Source organism: Primorskyibacter sp. S187A, from assembly GCF_049800955.1.
Classification (GTDB): Bacteria; Pseudomonadota; Alphaproteobacteria; order Rhodobacterales; family Rhodobacteraceae; genus JAKVBH01.
Genome location: NZ_JBNAGA010000006.1, coordinates 13,645 through 35,576, shown reverse-complemented (window position 1 = coordinate 35,576; position 21,932 = coordinate 13,645). Strand labels below are relative to the sequence as shown.

Annotated in this window: 27 protein-coding genes; 21 read left to right on the top strand and 6 right to left on the bottom strand. The window is 56.9% G+C overall.

The annotated features are described in order from the left end of the window. Window positions 1-2: 2 nt before the first annotated feature. From ACP15S_RS20360 to ACP15S_RS20350, 3 genes are all read right to left on the bottom strand, one after another. The gene (locus ACP15S_RS20360; RefSeq protein WP_425041487.1) at window positions 3-2,315 is read right to left on the bottom strand and encodes an ATP-binding protein; all 2,313 of its coding nucleotides are present in this window, start codon (window positions 2,313-2,315) and stop codon (window positions 3-5) included. 234 nt (window positions 2,316-2,549) lie between these two features. Then, window positions 2,550-3,254: an RES family NAD+ phosphorylase gene (locus tag ACP15S_RS20355; protein ID WP_425041486.1), complete on the bottom strand. Its 705-nt coding sequence runs from the start codon at window positions 3,252-3,254 to the stop codon at window positions 2,550-2,552. Then, window positions 3,251-3,667, bottom strand: coding sequence for an antitoxin Xre-like helix-turn-helix domain-containing protein (locus ACP15S_RS20350; RefSeq protein ID WP_425041485.1), 417 nt, complete (start codon window positions 3,665-3,667; stop codon window positions 3,251-3,253). The genes ACP15S_RS20355 and ACP15S_RS20350 overlap by 4 nt, the downstream gene beginning before the upstream one ends. Before the next feature lie 393 nt (window positions 3,668-4,060). On the opposite strand from ACP15S_RS20350, the gene ACP15S_RS20345 reads away from it, so the two are divergent. Beyond that, window positions 4,061-4,414: a hypothetical protein gene (locus tag ACP15S_RS20345; protein ID WP_425041484.1), complete on the top strand. Its 354-nt coding sequence runs from the start codon at window positions 4,061-4,063 to the stop codon at window positions 4,412-4,414. 6 nt (window positions 4,415-4,420) lie between these two features. Here the strand turns inward: ACP15S_RS20345 and ACP15S_RS20340 are convergent, their stop codons facing one another. Then, window positions 4,421-4,639, bottom strand: coding sequence for a hypothetical protein (locus ACP15S_RS20340; protein ID WP_425041483.1), 219 nt, complete (start codon window positions 4,637-4,639; stop codon window positions 4,421-4,423). Window positions 4,640-4,876: 237 nt separating this feature from the next. Here ACP15S_RS20340 and ACP15S_RS20335 point away from each other — a divergent pair, with 237 nt between their 5' ends. From ACP15S_RS20335 to ACP15S_RS20260, 16 genes are all read left to right on the top strand, one after another. Beyond that, a complete protein-coding gene (locus ACP15S_RS20335; RefSeq protein ID WP_425041482.1) occupies window positions 4,877-5,248 on the top strand; it encodes a hypothetical protein in 372 nt (123 codons plus the stop codon). Window positions 5,249-5,294: 46 nt separating this feature from the next. After that, window positions 5,295-5,912 carry a lytic transglycosylase domain-containing protein gene (locus tag ACP15S_RS20330; protein WP_425041481.1) on the top strand — a complete coding sequence of 206 codons (618 nt, stop codon included), beginning with the start codon at window positions 5,295-5,297 and terminating at the stop codon, window positions 5,910-5,912. After that, on the top strand, window positions 5,909-6,199 hold the full coding sequence (locus ACP15S_RS20325; protein WP_425041480.1) for a TrbC/VirB2 family protein: 291 nt from the start codon (window positions 5,909-5,911) through the stop codon (window positions 6,197-6,199). The genes ACP15S_RS20330 and ACP15S_RS20325 overlap by 4 nt, the downstream gene beginning before the upstream one ends. An 11-nt stretch (window positions 6,200-6,210) precedes the next feature. Next, a complete protein-coding gene (locus tag ACP15S_RS20320; protein WP_299882694.1) occupies window positions 6,211-6,492 on the top strand; it encodes a type IV secretion system protein VirB3 in 282 nt (93 codons plus the stop codon). After that, window positions 6,482-8,845, top strand: a complete 2,364-nt coding sequence (locus ACP15S_RS20315) for a type IV secretion system protein B4 (protein ID WP_425041479.1) — start codon at window positions 6,482-6,484, stop codon at window positions 8,843-8,845. The genes ACP15S_RS20320 and ACP15S_RS20315 overlap by 11 nt, the downstream gene beginning before the upstream one ends. After that, window positions 8,842-9,012, top strand: coding sequence for a hypothetical protein (locus ACP15S_RS20310; RefSeq protein ID WP_425041478.1), 171 nt, complete (start codon window positions 8,842-8,844; stop codon window positions 9,010-9,012). Before ACP15S_RS20315 ends, ACP15S_RS20310 begins: the two co-directional genes overlap by 4 nt. 65 nt (window positions 9,013-9,077) lie before the next feature. Then, the gene (locus ACP15S_RS20305; protein WP_425041543.1) at window positions 9,078-10,157 is read left to right on the top strand and encodes a lytic transglycosylase domain-containing protein; all 1,080 of its coding nucleotides are present in this window, start codon (window positions 9,078-9,080) and stop codon (window positions 10,155-10,157) included. After that, window positions 10,154-10,987 carry a type IV secretion system protein gene (locus ACP15S_RS20300; RefSeq protein ID WP_425041477.1) on the top strand — a complete coding sequence of 278 codons (834 nt, stop codon included), beginning with the start codon at window positions 10,154-10,156 and terminating at the stop codon, window positions 10,985-10,987. The genes ACP15S_RS20305 and ACP15S_RS20300 overlap by 4 nt, the downstream gene beginning before the upstream one ends. A gap of 13 nt (window positions 10,988-11,000) precedes the next feature. Continuing rightward, window positions 11,001-11,657: a virB8 family protein gene (locus ACP15S_RS20295; protein WP_425041476.1), complete on the top strand. Its 657-nt coding sequence runs from the start codon at window positions 11,001-11,003 to the stop codon at window positions 11,655-11,657. 2 nt (window positions 11,658-11,659) lie between these two features. Beyond that, window positions 11,660-12,358 carry a TrbG/VirB9 family P-type conjugative transfer protein gene (locus tag ACP15S_RS20290; RefSeq protein WP_425041475.1) on the top strand — a complete coding sequence of 233 codons (699 nt, stop codon included), beginning with the start codon at window positions 11,660-11,662 and terminating at the stop codon, window positions 12,356-12,358. Continuing rightward, complete coding sequence (locus tag ACP15S_RS20285) at window positions 12,355-13,716, top strand: TrbI/VirB10 family protein (RefSeq protein ID WP_425041474.1); 1,362 nt, start codon at window positions 12,355-12,357, stop codon at window positions 13,714-13,716. The genes ACP15S_RS20290 and ACP15S_RS20285 overlap by 4 nt, the downstream gene beginning before the upstream one ends. Next, window positions 13,716-14,699, top strand: coding sequence for an ATPase, T2SS/T4P/T4SS family (locus ACP15S_RS20280; RefSeq protein ID WP_425041473.1), 984 nt, complete (start codon window positions 13,716-13,718; stop codon window positions 14,697-14,699). The genes ACP15S_RS20285 and ACP15S_RS20280 overlap by 1 nt, the downstream gene beginning before the upstream one ends. Further along, a complete protein-coding gene (locus tag ACP15S_RS20275) occupies window positions 14,696-14,902 on the top strand; it encodes a hypothetical protein (protein WP_425041472.1) in 207 nt (68 codons plus the stop codon). The genes ACP15S_RS20280 and ACP15S_RS20275 overlap by 4 nt, the downstream gene beginning before the upstream one ends. Further along, complete coding sequence (locus ACP15S_RS20270; RefSeq protein WP_425041471.1) at window positions 14,899-15,303, top strand: hypothetical protein; 405 nt, start codon at window positions 14,899-14,901, stop codon at window positions 15,301-15,303. Before ACP15S_RS20275 ends, ACP15S_RS20270 begins: the two co-directional genes overlap by 4 nt. Window positions 15,304-15,312: 9 nt before the next feature. After that, window positions 15,313-16,410 (top strand): type IV secretion system protein, encoded by a 1,098-nt coding sequence (locus tag ACP15S_RS20265; protein ID WP_425041470.1) that lies wholly within the window; start codon window positions 15,313-15,315, stop codon window positions 16,408-16,410. Window positions 16,411-16,450: 40 nt separating this feature from the next. Beyond that, window positions 16,451-16,855, top strand: a complete 405-nt coding sequence (locus ACP15S_RS20260; protein ID WP_425041469.1) for a hypothetical protein — start codon at window positions 16,451-16,453, stop codon at window positions 16,853-16,855. On the opposite strand, the gene ACP15S_RS20255 is transcribed toward ACP15S_RS20260, so the two are convergent. Continuing rightward, window positions 16,832-17,776, bottom strand: a complete 945-nt coding sequence (locus tag ACP15S_RS20255; RefSeq protein ID WP_425041468.1) for an alpha/beta fold hydrolase — start codon at window positions 17,774-17,776, stop codon at window positions 16,832-16,834. The two genes, ACP15S_RS20260 and ACP15S_RS20255, sit on opposite strands and share 24 nt — an antisense overlap. A gap of 87 nt (window positions 17,777-17,863) precedes the next feature. On the opposite strand from ACP15S_RS20255, the gene ACP15S_RS20250 reads away from it, so the two are divergent. The 4 genes from ACP15S_RS20250 (at window position 17,864) to ACP15S_RS20235 (ending at window position 20,737) form a co-directional block, all read left to right on the top strand. Then, window positions 17,864-18,577 (top strand): helix-turn-helix transcriptional regulator, encoded by a 714-nt coding sequence (locus ACP15S_RS20250; protein ID WP_425041467.1) that lies wholly within the window; start codon window positions 17,864-17,866, stop codon window positions 18,575-18,577. A 476-nt stretch (window positions 18,578-19,053) separates the two neighbouring features. Continuing rightward, a complete protein-coding gene (locus ACP15S_RS20245) occupies window positions 19,054-19,353 on the top strand; it encodes a hypothetical protein (protein WP_425041466.1) in 300 nt (99 codons plus the stop codon). After that, window positions 19,350-19,895 (top strand): hypothetical protein, encoded by a 546-nt coding sequence (locus tag ACP15S_RS20240; RefSeq protein ID WP_425041465.1) that lies wholly within the window; start codon window positions 19,350-19,352, stop codon window positions 19,893-19,895. The genes ACP15S_RS20245 and ACP15S_RS20240 overlap by 4 nt, the downstream gene beginning before the upstream one ends. Before the next feature lie 209 nt (window positions 19,896-20,104). Continuing rightward, window positions 20,105-20,737 carry a tyrosine-type recombinase/integrase gene (locus ACP15S_RS20235; RefSeq protein WP_425041464.1) on the top strand — a complete coding sequence of 211 codons (633 nt, stop codon included), beginning with the start codon at window positions 20,105-20,107 and terminating at the stop codon, window positions 20,735-20,737. 250 nt (window positions 20,738-20,987) lie between these two features. Here ACP15S_RS20235 and ACP15S_RS20230 read toward each other — a convergent pair whose 3' ends face one another. Beyond that, a complete protein-coding gene (locus ACP15S_RS20230; protein WP_425041463.1) occupies window positions 20,988-21,869 on the bottom strand; it encodes a LysR family transcriptional regulator in 882 nt (293 codons plus the stop codon). Between the last annotated feature and the right edge of the window lie 63 nt (window positions 21,870-21,932).

The window sequence follows — 21,932 nt, the reverse complement described above, 5'->3', positions numbered from 1 at the left end:
TTCTAGGCCTCACTCGACAAAATGCGAAACTCGAAGCGGCACGAGTAACCCTCGCTTGCGTCAACGACCGAAACACTTCCACCATAACTCTTGGCAATATCGGAAACTATCTTAAGTCCAAGTCCCGTTCCCGGACCAGCGACACCGTCGTCTTCAGAAGTCAGTGTCGTTGTATAGAAAGCATCAAAAATACGGTCTCTCTGCTGATCAGGTACGCCAACGCCATTGTCCTCGAAACCCAAGACAATATGCTTCCCGTCTCTTCTAGCGTCCATCCTGATTTTCCGCTGCGAAACTCGAGCTTTTTTCATCGATTTAATTGAATTCGTGAGGAAATTTAGAAGAACGGAGTCAAATTCGCTAGCGTGCATTTCCGTGGTTCGCAGGCTGGAGGGATCCACACTGATAGGTTCGAACTGAACCCGCTGTTTAAACATATAGCTCTCGAACTGCTCACTGAAGCGCTTCAGAGTACCTGATACCGAGAGCTCCCGCAATTCGCGGCTTTCGGTCTGAGACATTAGCCCAGCGATGTATCCACCGATATCAAAAAGCCGTCGTGTTGCAGCCTCAAGCTGCTCATGCTGCTGTCGCAACTCTGCCTTTTTGTCTCCATCCGGCAACTCAGAGAACTCATCTTCTAGGAGTTGCAATCGTGCTCTGATGGCTTCCTGTGCGCCTTTGACCTCATGCCCGAATACGCTGATCGATAGCCCTAGCGAAGCCAAGAGCCTGAGCATTGCCTCATACTGCAATGAGGCCTGCCTTCGGCGTTCGTTCTCCTCCTCGGAGCTTTTGGCATCCTTTTCAGCTTCCTTTAGTGCGCCGAGAATTTCATCTTTGGGAATCTTTGGAGGCTCATCTTTGGGGGGCTCGTTCCGATCGTGCTCATTGCCATCGTCACTTGCTGGTTGCTCTTGTTCTAAAAGATCAATGGCCTTCCTTATCGATTTTGAAGGGGGGCGGATTTCTGAAACGAACCCTGGTTGAGAAGCAGTCTGCTTCCTGTTCCGGGCTGAGGCAACGCGCGTGATTGCCCAGATTAAGGCCTTTTGCGCGAAATCACGAAGTTCATCAAATGCTTCGTTTTCTACAAGCCCTTCCCGGCTTGCAGTCTCCTCAAGTAACGGGTTTTCGTCGCTTCCCACAATTATTTGACCAAAGAAGTTCCTGTTGTTCCCGGGCATCAGGAAGTCTCTGCGAGAAACGAGATCATCCATGCCGAGCCAGTCGTCTTTGGGGTCACCGTAGGGAAGAACACGGAAGCCGTTGCGGTAAACTCGGATTCCACCGTAACGCCGCCCCATTTCCGCCGCGTCTACCATTTTCATCCCTGAAAGCGTTTCGGCCAGATAGATGAAATAGCTCGATGAGAGAGTAACGGGCCCTACTAGAAGATACTTGTCGTCAAAGGTCTCGGAGTCGTCCAGCTCAAGTTTCTTGGAAGTCACTCGAACACTTGCACTCCCATCCTCTTCAATTTTTGCTTCGATAGAAGCGATAGACTGGTTCAGGAAGTCGTCTTCTACTGAGAACGTATCAGCGCTTTCTTCGCTTGTTTTGCCATTGATTCTGACCAGGAAGCCGGGATCAGCCTTCTTCCCGGACGCTTGCCCAGCAACCTTTGCCACTTTGAAAGGAGGCTGCAGCAGCAACACCGCTCGCCAGACTCTTGCTATGGCGGCCGTACTCCAAGCATCACGTAAAAGCTCCATGCGAAGCTCAGTGCCTTGTTCTTCGGCATCTTTGTCAAAGGTTTCTACTCGATTGAAGACCTCGTTAAGGTCTTTTCCCGCCGTAAACTCCTCGTCCCAATTGAAGTACACCGAGTAGCCGTGCGCCTCGCCAGCAGGGCGCGTTCGCAGCTCGAGCTTCTTTGCAAGTCTTTGGACAGCAAATCTGCCAATCCCCTTACGCCCGGCTCTTCGTCGGTTGTAAAGCGGTGATATCGGCTGCTCTGCCTTGACGTCGGTGGAGATGCGCATCCAGCTATCGCGAATGACATCCAGTGTCATTCCGGATCCATTGTCGGAAATCGTAAGCGTACCATCGACTGACTTGCTATCCTGAAAATCCAGGTTCACTTCGGTCGCGTCTGCATCGAATGCGTTCTTGATCAGCTCGGATAATGCTGTGTCTTTCTTGCCGACCAGCTCTACGCCAAGCCGCTGAATGTGGCCTGCATCAACTGAGAACCGAACATTTGAAGGGTCTTGGGAAACCTCGTCCCGACTCAAGCTCTCTACTAGCTTCCAGTCAGGATTTTCCTTGCTCAATTCGGTTTCGATCAGCTCTTTAGTGGAGGGTTTTTTCATTCTTGAGCCATCAATAAAGTCGGGTTCTTGCGCACCTTAATGAGGTCCAACACTACTTCAGTGCTCCAGAAAACGATAAAGGCAGAACGCAAATCAGCCGCATGGTATGGCAGTTCTCTCGGATGGTACAGTTCAAGGTGGCAGCTTCGAACGTCTGCTTGAACAAACTGAGATGGAGGCTGTGCGAAGGCAGCGAAGGTCGGCTTCCCGCCCGGCCTGCCAATGACGAGGCCACTATGCGCGTGTGATTTCGGGAGTGGCCTCTCCTCTCCAAGTGAAGGTCCAGGTGTCGCCTTGGCGGACGTTCTGAACCAAGTGTGGGCGGAACGCGACGAGGCAGCTTCCTCCGTCTCGGCGTGTCGAAGGATAGAGTAACCCATTGCCGCCTGAACCCAGCACGTCCTGCGCAAGCGTTTGGCCGATCGGATAGGAGATGCGCGGTTCTGGGCTCAGAACCCCCTCCCCTACGCTGTCCGTCAGATCATGCATTCGTGTCGTGAAACCAGCGAGCAGTTCGCGATAGGCCGTAAGGTTTTCAAAGACACCCGTTGCTTCCAACTCTCGCGTCAGATGCCAAGACACTTCGGCTTGCGCTGTTTCAATCGCGTCCTCTCCATAGCTTGCGTACCAGGCACCTCGTTCCGGCCCGTTGAACCGGTTACCTGTCGCGCGCGCATAGCAAAACGCGGCATTAACGTAGGTCCATCCATACCCGGCCGCCGCGGTCAACAACTCGGCTGGGTCAAGCCCGCCCGGGACGGGAAGCGTGACCGTCCGACGCGCTGACGTCAGCCCTTCGATCTCTTCAAGGATCGTCAGATCGTCCGCATCGTCGGCCAGCGTCGCCATTGCCGGCTCGTCGATATAGGCTGTGGAGATCAGGCGGATTGTCGTCGGGTCGGTGAAGTCGACTTGATTTAGGTCTTCGGCTCGGATCACACGCCGCCCCGGAGCGCATCGATGTGTTGTCTAACCTTCATCATCGCCGGAATGCCACCATCGCACATGACCTGAACCGGGCTCCGACCATTGAATCCAGGTCCGGCGTTCGCAGTCTTAGGCCAGCCGTAAGTCAGCGGACCGTTAAACAAGAGCCGGAGCCCCTTGAAGAGGCCGATCAGAAGGCTCGCCCGTGTGACTTTATCCTGGTCGAGCACACCTTTGTAAGTGCCGGCCTTCATCCTGCTCCACGTTGCACTCGGCACGTCAAAAAGTGCGGCCGCCTCAGTATTCGACAAACCCCATGCGTCTGCAGCGCGGACGACAGCCTTTACGATGGCGGTGATCTTTTCAGCCTCGGCAACGGGTTGCACGGTGCCGTCTTCGGGAGCGAACTGAACGGGTTCCAACATGGGTTTCTCCATATGATGCAGTCAAAGTAATCATATGATGCAAAATAGTCAAGGAAACGTTTGTGGTGCGTTCAATAGCTTTTCAAACTCTGGCCAGCGATATCAGACAACAAGACGCGTCGGCACCGAAAGGAGGAAAGCGCTCTTTCACCGTATTCCTGGGCTAAAGATCGCCGTCATCAACTCAGTGCAAGATTACAAGATCGACGCCTCGATTGACGTGCATCAACACACCCCGAACGCCCATAAGTATTGGATTCCCGTCGACATGATGGTTAATGCTATCAGCGGAATCGCGCCGATATCATAACATCGTCGCTGTGCGGCTGAGACGTGACTTGGGGCGGCTGACCTTTTCAAGACGAAGAGGTGTATGCTGGCAAGGGGGAAGGAATGACGTTTGATCTGGGGAAGACCGCACCAAATGTGGTCACCGAAGGTCGTTTGCGAAGCCTGATGGCAGAGGGCTTCAATGCAGAAGTCATCTGCACTTCATCCGCCAGCCGAAAAGCGGCAGTCTGGTACGGGAAGTGGGTCATTCGCGGAGTGAGCCAGGACGGCTCATCTGAACGCTTGCTCGTTCTCTCAAGAGCCTCCGCGGACAAGGACGAAGTCCAAATCCGCGAATTCAAAACCGCCAACGGTTTGATCTCATTCCTCTCGGATCTTGGATGCAGTCACGCCAACATCCCTCTCAAGGAGGGGGGACGCTCAACGCATACCCTGCAGCAGGGCGACGGAGATTGACGCCAATCAACGGTCCTTGGATACGCTCTCGAGAAAGCGGCCGTATTCCTGGCTGACCTCTTGGGCTTCGTTAAAGGCGCGGGCGCGTTCTTCGTCGAGGCACAGGAAGTATCGCTGGATTTCAGCGATGTAGGTTTCGAAATCCTTCTGGATGATATCCGCGAATTCGCGGGCTTGTGCCGGATCGCTCGGAACGAACGGTCGTGGTGGCGAAAGACAGGTCATCGCACGCGCCTCAGATCCGCAGAAAACCGCTGATACTATAAAGATGAAAAGAAGCGCTGGTGGGTTGACCATAGCCGTCTTCCTCTCTTTCACGATTAAAAACAACGATCTAGAGCTTTATCTGTCGCTTGGTCAGCATATTTTCAATATTATATTGCTGTCAATATTATAATCTCATATCGTAAGCATATCCGTCACCAGGGCCCGGCCTGCAAACCAAGAGGTATGTCCGCAGACATGGGGTCTCAGTCAAGCGAAGGTGCTCCGAATGTGGTTACAGAGACGCTGTTCAAGACCCTCATTGAGAGTGCATGCAGCGCAGAGGTCGTCTGTGTCCAAACAGCCGAGAAAAAGTCCTCTGTCTGGTATGGCGCCTGGATCATTCGTGTCGTTGATCCGGCGCGAACCTTCGAGAAACTCCTTGTCCCTGCGAGACACCACACGGTCCACGGTCCCGAGATCGTTCCAAGAACCTTCAAGACCGCCAACGGCCTCATCTCCTTTCTTGGAAGTCTTGGCTTCACGCATATTACAATCCCGCTTTACGAGGGCGGACGCGCATCGCACACGCTTCCATCTGACACCGCGTCTGACCCGTCGCATCGTTAGTGTCTTCGCTATCTGCCTGGCACCCGCAGCCGCGCAAAGCGAAGGGATGGTTCTCGTTATGCAGGGCGACGGCTCGCTTCGGGCCTCCACGTCGCAAAGCAACTTCGCGCGCAACTACAATGATGGGATCGGCCAAGGATCGGCAAGCCAGGAGCTGGCGATCCTTGGGGATGCAGAGAATGAACCCGCCGATGAGTTCCGAACCGACGGTGTCAACCGAAGAGCTCTTGCCCCCACCCCAGAAATCCTCTCGGCAATTGACGACACCGCCCTCCGCTATGCCGCCCACCCCGGTCTGAGGCGCGCAGGCATCACCGTCACGGAGTGGCGGCTGGTCTTCCGTTCCAATATCGAAATCGAAAGCGCCTACAACCCGGCCGCCCGCAGCCGTGTTGGAGCCATTGGTCTCGGTCAACTGATGCCGGACACGGCTCGTGCGCTTGGCGTCGATCCCTATGACTGGCGCGAGAACCTTGACGGCTCCGCCCGATATCTTGCGCAGATGATGGCCGAGTTCGGCGACGTCCGGCTTGCCCTCGCCGCCTACAACGCCGGGCCCGAGGCCGTGGCCCGCCACAAGGGCATCCCACCCTACCGAGAAACGCAAAACCACGTCAGCCGTGTGCTGGCCGTGTTCAACCGGCTTGAAGGAGAGACCTCGTGAAACCAAACCCGAACGCCACCCTGGCTCTGGCCGTGCTCCTGTTTGCCACGGCCTCCCCTGCCCTGGCGCAAAGCATCGACCTGTCGCCAATCCAGACTCTTCTGCAGGGGATTGTCGACGCCATCACCGGCCCACTTGGTATCGTGATTGGCACACTTGCCCTGATCGGTGTCTTCCTCTCCTGGCTCTTCGGCATCCTCGATTTCCGCCAGGCACTGTGGGTTCTTGTTGCCATCGCAGGCATCGCCGCTGCGCCGACCATCGTCGCGGCAATCTGGACAACCTGAGGATCACCCAGATGGCAGCGGAACAGTCCCCCCTCTTCACCGGGCTCGTGCGTCCTCCCAAATTGATCGGATTGCCGATCATGTACGCCATGGTCTGGCTGTTTGGGTCCGTTTTGCTGTTCCTGTGGATCCAGCATTGGGCCGTTGCCATTGCGGCAGCGGCGGCCTATCCGGCCCTTTGGAAAGCGGCGGATTGGGACCCCAATTTCCTCGACGTGGTGGCCACCACTCTGCAGGAAACCCCACCGACCGCAAACCGTCGAATACACGGGGGCGACAGCTATGCCCCGTGACGACGTCCAAGCGCAAGACACGCTTCTTCCGACATGGACCAGCAGGGAAGGACAACTGGCCCATATGCTCCCCTACGTGAACCTGGTTGACGACCAGACAGTTCGAACGCGTGGCAATGAACTCTTCCAATGCCTTCGGCTGAAAGGCGTCAACAGCAACACGACCGATGATGTGTACCTCGACAAAACACGGGCGCTTTTTGCGCAGATCATCGCCCAGATCGGTCCGGATTTTGGGTTCTATGTGCACAAGGTCTCGAAGGGAATTGAGCACCACCTGCGGCCAATGGAAGGCGATGATTTCGCTGCAGCCGTCGATACAGAATGGCGCAGATTTCTGGATCAGCGGGGCCTCCGGGACAAAACGCTGACTTTGACCGTGGTGCACCGCCCTGCCCTCGTGTCACGTCTGCCCTTCTCGACGCGCAAATCCGTTTCGCTGCTTGCGGCCCAGACGGAGAAACGCTTGCGCCGCCTGGGCGAAGTTGTCGGCTTCCTGAAATCGACCTTTGCGGATATGTCGCCGCGTCTCCTCGAGGCGAGCACGGGTGAACTCCTGGGCTTTCTTGGCGGCTTGAACACGGGCCGGGAACTGCCGCTCTTCCTGTCCTCCAATTATGGCTTCGTAGCGCATGACGTTGCCAACTGCCGGGTGACATTCAAGGACGCATCCTTTGTCGTCTCCGATGGCGCGGTGGGGACCCGTTACGGGACTACATTCGCCATCAAGACCTATCCCCCGAAGACCGCCTGCACGATGTTTGATGACCTGAACCTGCCGGTAGATATGGTCGTCACCCATTCGTTCACACCCATCAATTCGAACATCATGGCATCGCGGATCAAGCGCCAGCGGCGGCTGATGCGCGCCGCCGATGACGGCGCAATCTCCTTGGAGGCCCAACTCGCCGACGCGCTCGACGACCTGGAGTCAAAACGCCTCAGCTTTGGCGATCACCACATGACTGTCACTGTCTTCGGTGACACACCGGAAGAGCTCAGCGCCATTGCCGGGGAGGTGCGCAACATCGGGGCGTCCGAAGGTGTCAATCTGATCACCGAAGCCTTCGCGGCAAGGACCCATTTCTTCGCGCAGCACCCCGGGAACACCGCTGCCCGTAGCCGCAAGGCGGCGATCACCAACCGGAACTTTGCCGACCTCGCTGCCTTTCATCGCACCCAACTCGGCAAGACCAATGAACAGGTCCCCTGGGGCCAGACAATCACGATGTTTCCGACACCGGAGCAATCCGCCTATCGCTTCAGCTATCATGAACAGGGCGCGCCAACCGCAGAGCCAACCGGCGGGCACACTCTCATCCTCGGTCGTCCCGGATCAGGCAAATCTGTTCTGTCTGCCTTCCTGCTCACGCAGGCGCGCCGCATCGGGGCACGTGTCTTTGTTTTCGATTATCGGCAGGGCATGGAAATGGCGGTCCGGGCAAACGGTGGCCGTTTTTCGGCTGTGAAGGCAGGCGAGCCGACCGGGCTCAACCCCCTTCGTACCGAGATCGATGAGCGCGGTCAGGCCTGGTTGTCCGATTGGCTGGTGGCCTTGATCCAGCGTCCAGACAAACCGCTCTCGCCTGCCCAAACCAACCGCATTCAGGAAGTGGTCCGCCAGAACGCAACGGCGGCCCACGACGACCTCCGGAACTGGTCTGATCTCGCATCGCTCTTTGGATCAACAGATGACAATGGCGACCTACACGAGCGGTTTTTGGAATGGGCGGAGACCGGGCGATACGGCTGGATCTTCGGACAAACTCAGAAGGATACCTTTTCGCTCGAAGGTGAGATCGTCGGCTTTGATCTCACCGGCATCCTCGACAGCGAAAGCGAGAAGGAGCGGATGGCCGTTCTGTCCTACCTCTTTCGGCGGGTCGAACGAAAGATCGAGGATCGCAAACCCACAATCATCGTCATCGACGAGGCGTGGAAGGCGCTGGACAATCCCTATTTTGCCGAGCGGTTGTCTAACTGGCTGGTCACCGCTCGAAAACAGAACGCGGTTGTCGTGATGATGACCCAATATGCCAGCCAGCTGGAACAGACGCGGACTGGGAAAACCATCATCGAAGCCGTTCCGACACAAATCCTGCTGCCCAATATCCGGGCCAATGCGTCTGACTACGCAATGCTCAATCTGAACGACAAAGAGCTCGATGTTCTACTGAACACTGCGAGCAACTCACGTCTTGGATTGGTGCGGGACGATCAGGGTTCCGTTGTTGTCGACACCGATCTCAGCGCTCTGGGTCCCCTGCTCACAATCCTCGGTGGGATGGAAAAGGGCGAACAGCTAGTCGGCACAGATTATCGAACACATCCCGACTTCTGGAGGCTGACATGAGATTTTTCGTTCCCTTCTTGATCCTGATCTCAGCCCTCGCGGGCTGCGAGCAGTACAGACCGTCTGAAGCCAACTGCTTCAGCTTCGTAGCGCGAGGGCCTGCCGAGAAGAACTGCAACTTTGAGCCCTTGGGCGATGCCGATCACAGCACGGGGTGGCTCGAGTGATCTCCAGATACGTGGCATATCTTTGCTTTGTCTGCATCAGTGTGGGAACGGCGCATGCTCAAGGTGTGCCAACCGTGGATGCGGGCTTGGCGGTGCGCAACCAGGCGGCAAATGCGCATCGCGAACGTGATCTCGCCGTTCAACGCGAAAAGCTCTCCGTGAAGGAGCAGATCGCCGAGATCGAACGCGAGCAACTAAGGGTGCTCCAGCAGATCCTCGACGCGCAAACGAGCTTCGGCCGCCAGGGCATTCCCGGCACCATCGACGTGCTCGAGGCCGGCGGTACGCCAGAGCAATCTGCAGATTTTCTATACGCCGCAGATGATCCCAATCCAGGCGCAGATCAGATGTTTGGCGATGCCGCACTCAATATTGAGCAACTCATCATTCGTGTCGCACAGGAGACCCACGGTCTTGGGGGCGTCGGCCGCGCCGGACTGAGTGTCCGCCAATGGCGTGCCCTGCTGCAGGCTCTGATCTGGCAGGAAAGCCGGTTCACCATCGGCGCACGTTCACCGGTCGGTGCATTCGGTTTGACACAAATCATGCCCGGTACCGCCGGCGATCTTGGCATCTATCCGGAATACTATGACAACCCCTACCTGCAGGTGCATGGAGGTGCGCGGTATCTCGCGGCACAACTGGCACGCTTTGACGGCAACATCATCTATGCGCTTGCCGCCTACAATGCGGGTCCGGGGCGGGTCATCGAATACAGCGGCGTGCCGCCGTTCACGGAAACCCGGCACTACGTCACCGTCATCCCGCAAAAATACAACGCCTATCTCGCCCGCATGGGCGGTGCAGACGCGCTTGGCACCATCGACCAGACCTTGCTCGCCAACTCGAACCTTTCGCTGACAAGCGCTGGTGCTGCGACCTACGGCAATTATTCGATGGCGTCTATTCAAGACGCCGCCATGCGAATTGCCAGCATCGTCGAGCGGATCGGTGAAACGTCGGACCTGCAGGAGTCGATGGCGTTGAACGCCTACGCGCGTGCTGAACTTGTTCGGCTCATCGCCGCACGAACACGCCTGCAAGCGACCCGAACACGACCCTTGAGCGCGGCCGAGATCGCCATGGCCTCCGCACAACTCGAGGAACAGAAATTCATGGATCTTACGTTGGAGGACTTGGAATGACACATCGAACTTTCATTTGGGCGCGATGCCGCCTTTGCCTGACCGCCTTGGGTCTTTTGATGGCAACGGCCCCTGCCCCTTTCCTCATTGCTCCGGCGGTCGCCCAAGGCGTGCCGACGGTCGATACGCAAAACATTGCGCAAGAGATCCAGCAACTCCGGCAGATGATCGAGGACGAGGTCCTGCAGAACGAACAACTCGTCCAGCTGCGCGAGCAATTCGCCACGCTTCAAGAGCAGCTCGCCCAGCTTCAAGACACCTATGCCGCACTGACGGGGCTGATGGAGCTTCCCACTGTCATCCGCACCGAAATGGAGGACGAGCTGAACGGGCTTCTTGATCAGGAGTTCGGCGACATCCTGGCAACAATTGATGCTATTCGCGAAGGCGACTTTTCCCGACTTGCGGGCAACAGCGCAGGACGGATCGAAACGCAAATGACGCGCGTTCTGGCCGAGGCCGGGTTCGACGAAGACACGCTGCGAGAGATGGCGACGGGCGGCAATGACGGAGCAAGTCGCACCGCGACGCGCGCCACAACGGGTGCTGTCATGTCCGCCGCGGCCCAGACCTCCTACGAGGAGGCGGGCCAGTCTCTGCAACGGGTGGACCGCCTCGTTGGCATGATCGGCGACATGGAAGAGCTGAAAGACAGTGTTGATCTCAACACGCGCGTCACGGCGGAACTGGCGATCGCGCTGGTCGCGATGTGGCAACTCGAAGCCGTGCAAACGGTCGGGACCGGACAAACCGGCGTCATCGACGCCGCCACCATCGCCGAAGAACAGCGGTACATGGATTTCACTCTGCCCAAGCTTGAAGCCAGATAGGAGTCGCTGGCCCGTGACGCGCGAAGCCGAAATTGTCGAAGAAGAACTGATCTACGGGGCACGCCGTAGGGAGCAGCTATGGCAGCGACTTGCTTTCGCTGGTCTGATCTTCGGTGTTTTAGGCTGTCTTTCGGCCGCAGCCGTCTCAATCCTCGACGTCGATCCGGCTCCCGTTGTCGTACCCTATGACCCCGAGACCGGCCTGGCGCTTCCCAATGCCTCAGTGGGCGCGGTCTCAGTCACAGAAAACCAGGCCATCATCGAGAGCGCTGTGTTTCGCTACGTGACCGACCGCGAAACCTACAATCAACTCGACAACGATGTCCGCGTGCGCAGCATTCTCGAGCGCTCCGACGGGGCCGCCGAGACCTCAATGCGCAACATCTGGAACAGTGCAAACACCGATGCCTATCCGCCCAAGGTCTATGGAGCCAATGCCCGCCTTGATGTCGAGGTTCTCAGCATCAACCGGATCGGGAGCAATCGCGCAACCGTTCGCTTGCGGAAGCGGCTGACCTCACCTCAGGGGATCCAAGCCGGGCTCTTCACGGCCACCTTGCTCTTCGAGTTCCGTCCCGAGGAACGCCGGTCCATCGACGATGTCTGGACCAACCCCTTCGGCTTCACCGTCACAGAGTATGCCATTCGCTCCGACAGGTTGGAGAATTGACTATGCATTTGATCCTTCCCGCTCTTCTGTCGGTCTCAGTATCGGTTGCGGCAAACACCGCTTTTGCCGAGGCCATTCCAAGATCAGGGCCGAATGACAGCCGCGTCCGTGTGGCAACCTACCAAGACGGGCAGGTCTATCGGCTCAAAGTTAGCCTGACCCATGTGACGACGGTTGAGTTCGGACAAGGCGAAACCATCCGCTCAATCATCGCTGGCGACACCGAAGGTTTTCAACTCGACGGAGTGCCCGGCGGACGGGCTTTTGCAGTGAAACCCAATGCCCGAGGGGTCCACACCAACATCACCGTTTATACCAACCGACGCAGCTACTACTTCAATGTGACTGAGAGCTCGTCACCCACATTCTACGTGGTCCAGTTTCGGTATCCCGAGGACAACCAGCGACCCACAAATGCAGTTGCGCAGAGCGCTCCGAACTACAACTACGCCGCCAGCGATCGGACGAATTTCACACCGTCTTCGGTGTGGGACGACGGCACGTTCACCTTCTTCCGATTTCCCCGCAATGCGCCCGTTCCCGCGATCTTCCAGCACAACAATGGCCGCGAGCGAACGGTCAACAGCACGCAAGTCGAGGACGGCGTGCTGCGGGTCTCCGGTGTAGGTCGCGAATGGGTCCTGAGGCTGGGGGACGAGATCGTTTGCATTCAATCGACCAATGCGGGGGAATCGTCATGAGCGATATCGATGATCTCAGCAAACGCCTCGCGGCACTCGAAGGCGCGCAACCGTCCAAACCGAGATCAAAGCCCTCTCTTCTAGTGGCACTTCTTGGAACGAGCGCGATCGCGGTTCTGGGCCTGCTCGTTTACTCAGCTCTGCAGCAAACACCAGAAAACCCGCTCCCAACCGCGCAACCAGAAGAGTTTCAGATGACCGGGGATGGGTTTGGTGAAATCGAGCCCTTCGTGCCCCCTGCCCCGCCGGAACCCGAAGTCGTGGTTGTCGAGTCGGACCCCGAGCCGAATGCGGAGTTGCTAGAACAACTTGCAGCCCTTCGTGCCGAGATCGAAGCGCTGCAGAACGCACCGGAACCGGTTGTTGAAGAAAACACCGCTGCCGCAGACGCCATCAACGCACTGACGGCAAAGATTGCCGCCCTGGAAGAAGCCTCACAACGAGCGCAGGACCAATTTGCTGAAGAACTGGCCGCCCGAGATCGGGAGCTTCAACAACTGCGGATGGACCTCGACCTCGCAAAACTGCAGACCCCCGCCCCTGCGCCTGGACCGTCAGAAGCCGACCTCTTGGAAGCCGAACGCCTGCGGTTACAACGAGAGGAAGAAGCAAGACGCTTGGCTGAGCTGCAACGCCGAAGGGACGAGGAAGCGGCGTTTCAGGAAGCGCGGATCAAGTCGCCGACCATCGCATTTGGCGGAAACAGCACGGGCGAAGGCGAGCTAGCGGAACGGACCTTCGAAGACGTGACCGACTTCGTCCTGAACGGCGCCCTACCCTCAACCGTCACGCAAGCCGAGGTCATCGCAAACCCCGGCAACACGATTGTGCAAGGCACGATGATCCAGGCCGCGATGGAAACGGCAATCTCGAGCGAACTCCCCGGGCAAGTCCGCGCGGTCGTTACCGAGGACGTGCACTCTTACGACGGGTCCCGCATCTTGATTGCGAGAGGATCGAAGCTGATCGGCCGATACCGTTCAGGTGCAGACATCGCACAAAGCCGGATCACGATCGCCTGGGATCGGATCATCCTGCCCACCAACCAAACGGTCACAATCAGCTCGTTTGGAGGCGATGAACTCGGGCGCGCCGGCGCTACGGGGTTTGTAGACACACGTTTCAAGGAGCGTTTCGGCTCGGCGGCCCTCATTTCGTTGATCACGGCTTTACCCGGCGCCGCCGCGGCGCAGGTCGAAGACGAAACGTCTGCCGAGATCCTTGAAGATGTGGGCGACGACTTTGCGGACAGCGCTGACAGTGTCATTCATGACTATCTGTCCATCGGTCCCGTAATCTATGTCGAACAGGGTGCAAGGATCACTGTGATGGTGGACCGTGATCTGGAGATCTTCTGATGTCAGGCGCCTACCTCCAGGCCTCGCTCGACAAGCTCCCCGATGCTTCCCGCGACGACGTCATCGAGATTTGCATCAACCCTGACGGTTCTGTCTGGGGCGAATTCCAGGGTGACAGGTTCATGTCGCAATTGAAGAGCAGCCTGACGCCGACCGAGATCAAGGACATCGGAACCCAGATCGCATCGGCCTCAAACTCGACGATCAGCAAAGACAAGCCCATCGTATCCGTGAGCATCAAGTACCGAGACCGCCCGGTGCGCGCGCAAGTCATCATGCCACCGGCCGTCAGCGAAGGCATGTCGATCTCGCTGCGGTTTTTCACCTCCCTGCCCCTCCACGACGTGGAGCTGAAATTCCTTTATGGGGCTGAGCGCAGCCTCGAGACAGACAGGCTGAACAGAAACCGGGAACTTCGAGAGGTCGTCAAGGACGGCGATATCTACGCCGCGATCCGCTTCTGCGTGGCACACAAGCTGAACATGATCGTCTCGGGCGGCACGTCGACTGGCAAGACGGTAGCAGCCCGCAAGATCCTGTCATTCGTCGCGCCAGAGGAACGCATCATCACAATCGAAGAAGCCGCTGAACTGATCCCCGCGCAACCAAATGTCGTGACCCTCCTGGCCAGCCGGGACGGAAGAACACGCAACGCTGACACGTTGCTGACGTCTACGTTGCGCATGCGCCCGGATCGCATTGTCCTCGGCGAGGTCAGAGGCTCCGAAGCAATGACCTTCCTTGAAGCGATCAATACCGGCCACGGCGGGTCCATGACCACTTTGCACGCCGAAACGCCCCAGTTGGCAATTCAACGCCTAGCGATCGCCGCTCTCAAGACTGAAGTGCCGATGACCCACACCGACATGGTACAATACATCGAAAGCTCAATTGACGTGATCATCCATGCCGCGCGCCATGCAGGCGACCGCGGGATCACGGAATTTTATTTGCCCGGACAGACGGGAGGAAACGCAACATGAAGACCTTTGAACATGAAGTCCTGACTTACGATCTTTCGGAGCAGGGTATGACAGCTCAAATGAAGACTGAACTTGCAGAATGGGGGCATGCCGGCTTTGAAGTCGTATCTGTAGTCAACTCGGACAACTACCGAAGCGTCGTTACAGTGTTCCTCAAACGCTCAAAAGACGATGAGAGCGACAAGTCTGGACAAGCGGCATGAGGTGGGCTGTCCCAGTCATTCTTGGTTTAGCTGCCACGGTACTGGACGCGATCTCTCAACAAGCGTTGGCAAACGAAAGCGAAACCTTTCCATTTTGCCAGGATCGCCCGGAAGAACCGCCGATAATCTCCGACATGGGCCCCAAAGACGCGCATCGGGCATACTTGCTCCAGCGAATGTATCGCGCTCATTCCTTCGATTTGATCGCCTCAAGAAACGACTGTTCATGCGACAACAGGTTTCCTGACTGGGAACCTGTGCTTGCTGAATACCGGGAGCGGTTTGCCCGGCTTGAAGATCGCCATGATGTATACGAAGCGACCGAGCAATACGAAGCCGCGATTAGATCCAACCGGACGCTCGCCAGAGAACTTTGCGTTGCTCAAGGGCGTTGGAACTGAGGTCGCAGTATGTCGGTCGTTACATACTTCGTTGAAACAGCTGAGAGCTTTCTGGAGAATGCTGCCGAAACACAGTTTGGCGCCGTCGCCGCTACTACCGGTACAATTATCCAGGTAGCTACAACTATCGTCGTAATTTTTGTTCTTTTGAACGCCGCGTTTCAGTACCGATCAGTAGACGGACGAAGCGCCTTCTGGTTAGCCATCAAAATCGCCCTTGTAGGCGTTTTTGCAACCAACTGGGCTCAATTCAATTCGCTTTCCTCCGCTGTTCTGAGCGGGATCGACAGCATAGCAGGTTCATTGGTCGCATCGGTGGGGGGCGGTACACCGGGACCCTCGGGGACCTTTGCCGAAGAATTTGACCGATTGATTGCCAGCTTAGGTGACTATCTCAACGCCGCAGGAGCAGAACTGAATTGGATGGCAGGCGCGTTGATGGACACTATAGGAGTTGTTCTGCTTTCGCTGCTTGGCGGACTTGCTGCCTTCATAATCGTTGCGTCACGGTTAATGATCGCTCTGTTGATCGGAATCGCTCCGATCATGATCTTCCTCACGCTTTTCGACGTTACAAAAGACTACTTCGCTCGATGGCTGTCGGCCTTGGTATCGTTTTCGCTATACCCAATCGTCGTGGCCGGAGTGTTTGCTACGATTACAGGTGTATCGCGCGCGCTGCTTGTTGAGCTAGGAGATCCCGAAGGCGCAACCAACATCGGCGCTCTAATTCCATTCTTCATGATGGTGCTGATGGCAAAGGGATTTATCATTGCGACACCCTTCATTGTCAGAGCGATATCCGGCAACATCGTGATGCCAGCTTTGACATCAGGGTTAGGCGGAACCTACGCGTTTAGCCGTGCCGCAATGGGTAGCCAGCAAGCATACAATCGGTTCTTGGTGGGCACAGCCACTGCTCCAGAATATGCCGCTATGCGCTCTCGACAGTTCCTAGGCTTCCAGAATTTGCCAGCGCGCGGCTCGATGGTCCCAGCCAACAATTCTGTCCCTACAAACCCCAACCCACCATCGACAGGGACAGCGGCTCGGATGGAAGCTCAGAAAGCCCGTGCCCAGCGTTTGGCAGACGCCAAGAAAAGTTAGATATGTGATTGTTCTCTGATTGGTGCCCGACTGCCAAATCTTGCCGAAGCAGACGTTCAAACAACTTGCAGCGAATGACTGCGAAGAGCCCCAACCTGTAAATTTGGATTTCTCGCTGCGCGCGCTCGCAGCACGAAAACCGCTGCACGTGCGCGGCTTCCGACGCTGCAAAGCGGCGGTGATAGCGGCCATCGGTTCATGGCGCTGCAAAGTTTTTGGTGGGAATTTCCGGGTCGCGGACGAAGTGGTCGTTTCTCGTACTTCGCTGGATGGCCGCATTCATGGATGCCATCACACAGAAATGCGCGATTGTTTGTCGCCTTCAAGAAAGAACGTGGATGTCGTCGCTTCCATTTTGGTCCCGAACCATCGCGACGAGCTTTACCCTCCGATCTTGCCGAAGGGCAAGGACCTCCCAGCTTCATGCAGCCAGATCGAGCGATAGCCAGCCAAGGATTGCGTCCGTGGTCTCTCGTGGTTTTTCCTGTTGAATCCAGTGGCCGCTCTCTAGGCTGACGACTTCCACATGCGGGACAAAATCCTTGAGGTTCTCTGAGGGAGGGATCATGTCCTGCGTCCCGTAGATCATCAATGCTGGCTGCCGTACAATCGGGTCGATATCCGCCAAAAGGTGCCAGTTTCGATCCATGTTCCTGTACCAGTTGATACTCCCGGTGAAGCCGGTTGTTTCAAACGAAGATACGAATACGTCTAGGTCTGCGTCGCTCATCACAGGCTCACCCAAAGGCTCTTCCGCCAGCGCGAGATTGATCATCATCATGCCCGGCTCCGGCGGCTGCGCCGGCAGGTTCTTGCGGAAAAGGTTGCGCATAAACGATCTGGCATTACGGTCTAACATGCCATCTGCAATGCCGGGTTTCCGGTTGAAGTGGACGAAGTAATTGTCCTCTCCGAAAACCGTCTCCATAAACGCGATCCATGGCATCGGCGTCCGTGCCTGATAAGGGAGCGCGAGGTTGATGATTTTCTTGACGCGGGTTGGATGCAGGATTGCCATGCTCCAAACGACGTTAGCGCCCCAGTCGTGGCCGACAAAGACCGCATCGTCATAGCCAAACTGATCCAGAAGCGCGCCAAGATCACCCGTCAGATGCGCGATGTCGTATTCGGTCACATCTTCTGGACGCGAAGAGTTGCCGTAGCCACGCTGGTTAGGAACGATGACGTGGTAACCAGCCGCCGCAAGGGCCGGTATTTGGTGGCGCCAGGAATATGCATGCTCGGGCCATCCGTGGCACAGAACAATCGGGTTACCCTTGTTCTCCTGCCCCGCTTCAAAGACCTCAAGCTCAATGCCATTCAGCGCGATGAGTTTGGGTGAGGGAAAATCTGTGATCGTGGTCATGTCGGTGTCTCCGGTTTGGATGTGTTGACACCGGCTTAACCTTAAAAGGTTCCATGCCCTGACACCTTTCTATAGTAGCCGTTAGGAATGAAGAGCCGATCCCGACAAGACGCCATCATTCGAAACCTGCGCCGCAGCTCCGCGACAACGCTCGAAACCTTGTGTAAAGAGGTCGGGGCATCGCGAAGCACGATCCTACGCGACCTCTCTGCTCTGCGAGACGAGGGCTACGTAATAATCGCCGAACAGGGTCGTGGCGGCGGTATCTACCTTGACCCAAGCTCTGTTCAAACAACACCCAGACTGTCGGTTCCCGAGGTCTTCGCCTTGATCATTGGCATTTCGAGCATGCGTGCCGCCGGATCGCTCCCGTTTGCGGGCTTGGCCGACAGCGGGCTTTCTAAGATCGAGAAGTCCCTGCCGCCTGACAAGCTGCGCGACCTCCGACGATTGTTGGACTGCCTTTACGTCGGGCCTCTTGCCCCGAATGTTAGTGTCTCCAATGTGGGAGAGATCGATAGTGGGCTGCTCCCGGCTTTTGAGCGGGCGTTTCTTGAACGATTGTCTCTGAAATTCGACTACATCGATGCAAAAGGCGCAAAGACGCAGCGCTGCGTAGAACCTCAGGCCATGCTGATACTGCCGCCGCTTTGGTATCTGGTTGCTTGGGACTCAAGCCGCGCAGACGTGCGGCATTTTCGAATGGATAGGATCGGTCGACCTGCCGTCGTTGAGGGCCCAACGTTTCGACTGCGGCGGATCGTGTTTAATGCGGGTGTGCAACCAGTTCGATACGCGTAGTGAACGTTGGAGCACTGTGCAGAAACCGACTCTGGGTTAAGTGAGTTTGTTCGCTTCGATCGGCACATCTGACCGTTCTGCGATCTGAGGGTCGCGCGATCGAACCTTTAATCAACAGCTGTGTCGCGCTCGGCACCTCGAAGCCGACTGAGTGTGACCGGTGTGATCCCAAGAAAAGATGCGATCAAATAGTGACCGAAAAGACCTTCGTGACGCGGGAAATCTCTCCGAAACCATGCAAGGCGATCTGCGCCGCCAAGGGCGGCGAGGCACCACTCCCGATCAGTCTTACGGGCCAGTTCTTGCTGCAAAATGCCGTTTGCCCATTCGCGAATTGGCTCCGATGCCACCATGAGCTCCGTCAGGGCACGGCTGTCCATTTGCGCAACCAACGCGTCCGCCACGACATCAATTGATACGAGCGAGGTCCCTTGTCTGGTTCTCGCGACATTTGGGGTAACCACGCACGGGCCAACGTGAAAGCCAACACAAACGGCGCGACCTTCAGGATCTGTGATAAGGCTCGCGGCGCGCCCATCCAGAATGATGTGTTCCCGTGGCTCTGGTTCGCCCTGGGTCGCAATGCGACGCCCTTTTTCAACATGTTCAACGCCCCATGCCGCCGCGAACTCACGCGCGCTGACTTTGTCCAAAGCGCCCGGAGACCTGCTCAAAAAAGTCAAAAGGTCCAAATCGCGAATTCCTTATCAAACGATAATGCCAGCTTTGCGCGCGCTCAGTACCAGGGTGTCAAAGCTAAGGAGAAAAACCAATGATTATGATGACACCAACCACGCAGTACGGGCGGCAAGCGGCACTCTTCGGTCTCGCGGCCGCTGGGGTCTATCTGGTGATGATTTTCGTCACTCTAGCGAATATCGAGACTCTGTCCGGCCTGCGACCGTTCGACATGCGCCCCGGCGGGTATTCCGCTGAGCTGGCCAGTGCGCTGATCGATGGACTGGGACCCAGTGGACGGCAGTACTATCTCACGCGACAGATTCCACTTGATACGGTGTATCCCGCTCTCATGGCCCTGACCTTGGTGTCATTGCTCAAATGGCTTGGGTCACGAGACGTCAGTCCAAAGCTTGTTCGAGTTGGAATTTGGCTTTCGGTTGCGGCGGCGGTCGCTGACTATCTGGAGAACGCTGGCATCTGCTTCATGATCCTGAGTTGGCCAGACGTAGCCGCCAACACGGTCCTGGCGGCAAGCGCCGCTTCTATTGTGAAATCGGGCTTAACGACGGCTGCTGTCTTGATCGTCCTGCTTGGTGCCGGTTTTTGGGCGTGCAAAGGGATACGTTCCTACGCCTGATCAATGGCTGCAGATGGTTCCATCAGCTTTCCTAAACCTGACTTTCGCCGCGGCACGGAAAACAGCAAAGGGCTCTGAACGGACCAATGCTGGCGCGGCAACAACCGCCGTACTGAATCTCCGACACCAACGCTTCGATCAAATTGTAGTGTCATCCCGTCAGCGCGGTGCTGATGATTGGGCTTGGAGGGTGGATCGGAGGGCAAATAATGCCAAGAGTCCAACTTCCCGCAACCACCCCGAAACGCAGAGCCTGGAACAAAGGGCGGATCATCGGTCAAAAACGGCCCTTGCTGCCCAAGCAGGTCTGGGCGCTTCGGGCGCGGCTCGAACTTGCGGGTTACCTACGCGATCTGGCGCTTTTCAACGTCGCCATAGACAGCAAGTTGCGCGGCTGTGATCTCGTCAAATTGGCTGTGTCTGACCTGGTCAAGGATGATCGTGTGCGAGAACGCGTGTCGGTCATCCAGAGTAAGACCAAGCGACCGGTCCAGTTCGAACTGACGGAAAACACGCGTGAAAGTGTGTTAGCCTGGGTCAAATCTCCCGAGATGCTTGCGTGTCGATTTATGTTTCCCAGTCGCTTCCATGACCGGCCCCACATTTCAACTCGCCAGTATGGACGCTTGGTGCGTGATTGGGTCACGGCGATCGGGCTGGAGCCAAGCGGATATGGCACCCATTCGCTCCGCAGGACAAAAGCAGCCGAGATCTACCGAAAGACCGGCAACCTTCGCGCGGTCCAACTGCTACTTGGGCACACCAAGGTCGACAGCACAGTGCGTTACCTTGGCGTTGAACTTGAGGATGCCCTGAGCATTGCCGAGCGTATCGACATCTGAGCAACTTTGGCGAACGGTCCAGCCGTTCGCCATCTCGAAGCGGATGTCAGTCCCTCATGCAGCTTTGGTCGGTGGTGAACCCATAACAGACCCGCTCACTTCTCGCCGCGCGCGTTCGCAGCGCAGATTGTGCGACCTATGCACAATCTTTCGCACTGCGATGCGGCGCAAATACCGGCCGTTGGGGGCCGTCATGATAGTGCCTTTGAGCTTCTCGATCGTACCCCTTTGGCTAAAACGGCTGGAGACTTCATTGCCCGATGAATTCCGCGCGCCGTTCCAGAAGTGCCGCGCTGAGATAATCCACGAGCAGGCGTGCGCGTTTGACCCGTCGCAGCCCGCCGTGCAGCAAGATCCACGTCGACCGGCGTTTATCCAACTGGGCCCCGGGCACCCTTTGCAACTCGGGAAACACCGTCGACGCCCAATTTGCAAGGAATGTCATGCCCGCACCCGCGCGGGCCATGTGCAGATGCATCTGCGGGTCCGCGATGATGTGTCGGACGCGTGCATTCGAGAACGGCGTGGCCGCGATCATTTTTTGCAATTCGGGAACTTCTCCATAACCGATCCAGGTCAGGCCTTTACCCTTTGTCCCGGCTTTTGGAAGCTTGGTGTCGATGTAGTGGCGGGATGCAAACACCCCCAAGGACAGCGGAAACAACTTTCGCCCGACGGCATCTTCTTCCACTTCAACAACGTGTCTTATCGAGATGTCAGTCTCGTCCTTCTCGATTGAATCAAGGAAGTAAGAAAGCTTCAGTTCAATCTCGATCTCAGGGTAGAGCTCTGCAAAATCTGCGAGAACCGGCGCCAGTAAGTAATGTGCCGTCAACGGGTCTACTGACAGGCGAATCCGACCAGCGGCTTCGCGGTCCAGACCCTGCACCGCGCTAAAACCTTTGAGCAACGCGGCCTCTGCTTCGATGGCTTGCGGCAAAAGGCGCCGGCCCGCAGCCGTGAGTGTCAGCCCGCCGGCATTCCTGCGGAAGAGCGTCGTGCCAAGCTGTGCCTCCAGACCTTCGATCTGGCGGCGCACGGTGGCATGGGTGCCTTCTGTTTGTTCCGCGCCTGCCCGCAGCGAGCCTGAACGAGCAACAGCGAGAAAGGCGGGGAGAGATTTCCAGTCCATCTTACCTGTAACGTTTTTGATCCTTTGTGGATCATATTAGCCAATTATTGGATCAAAATATAT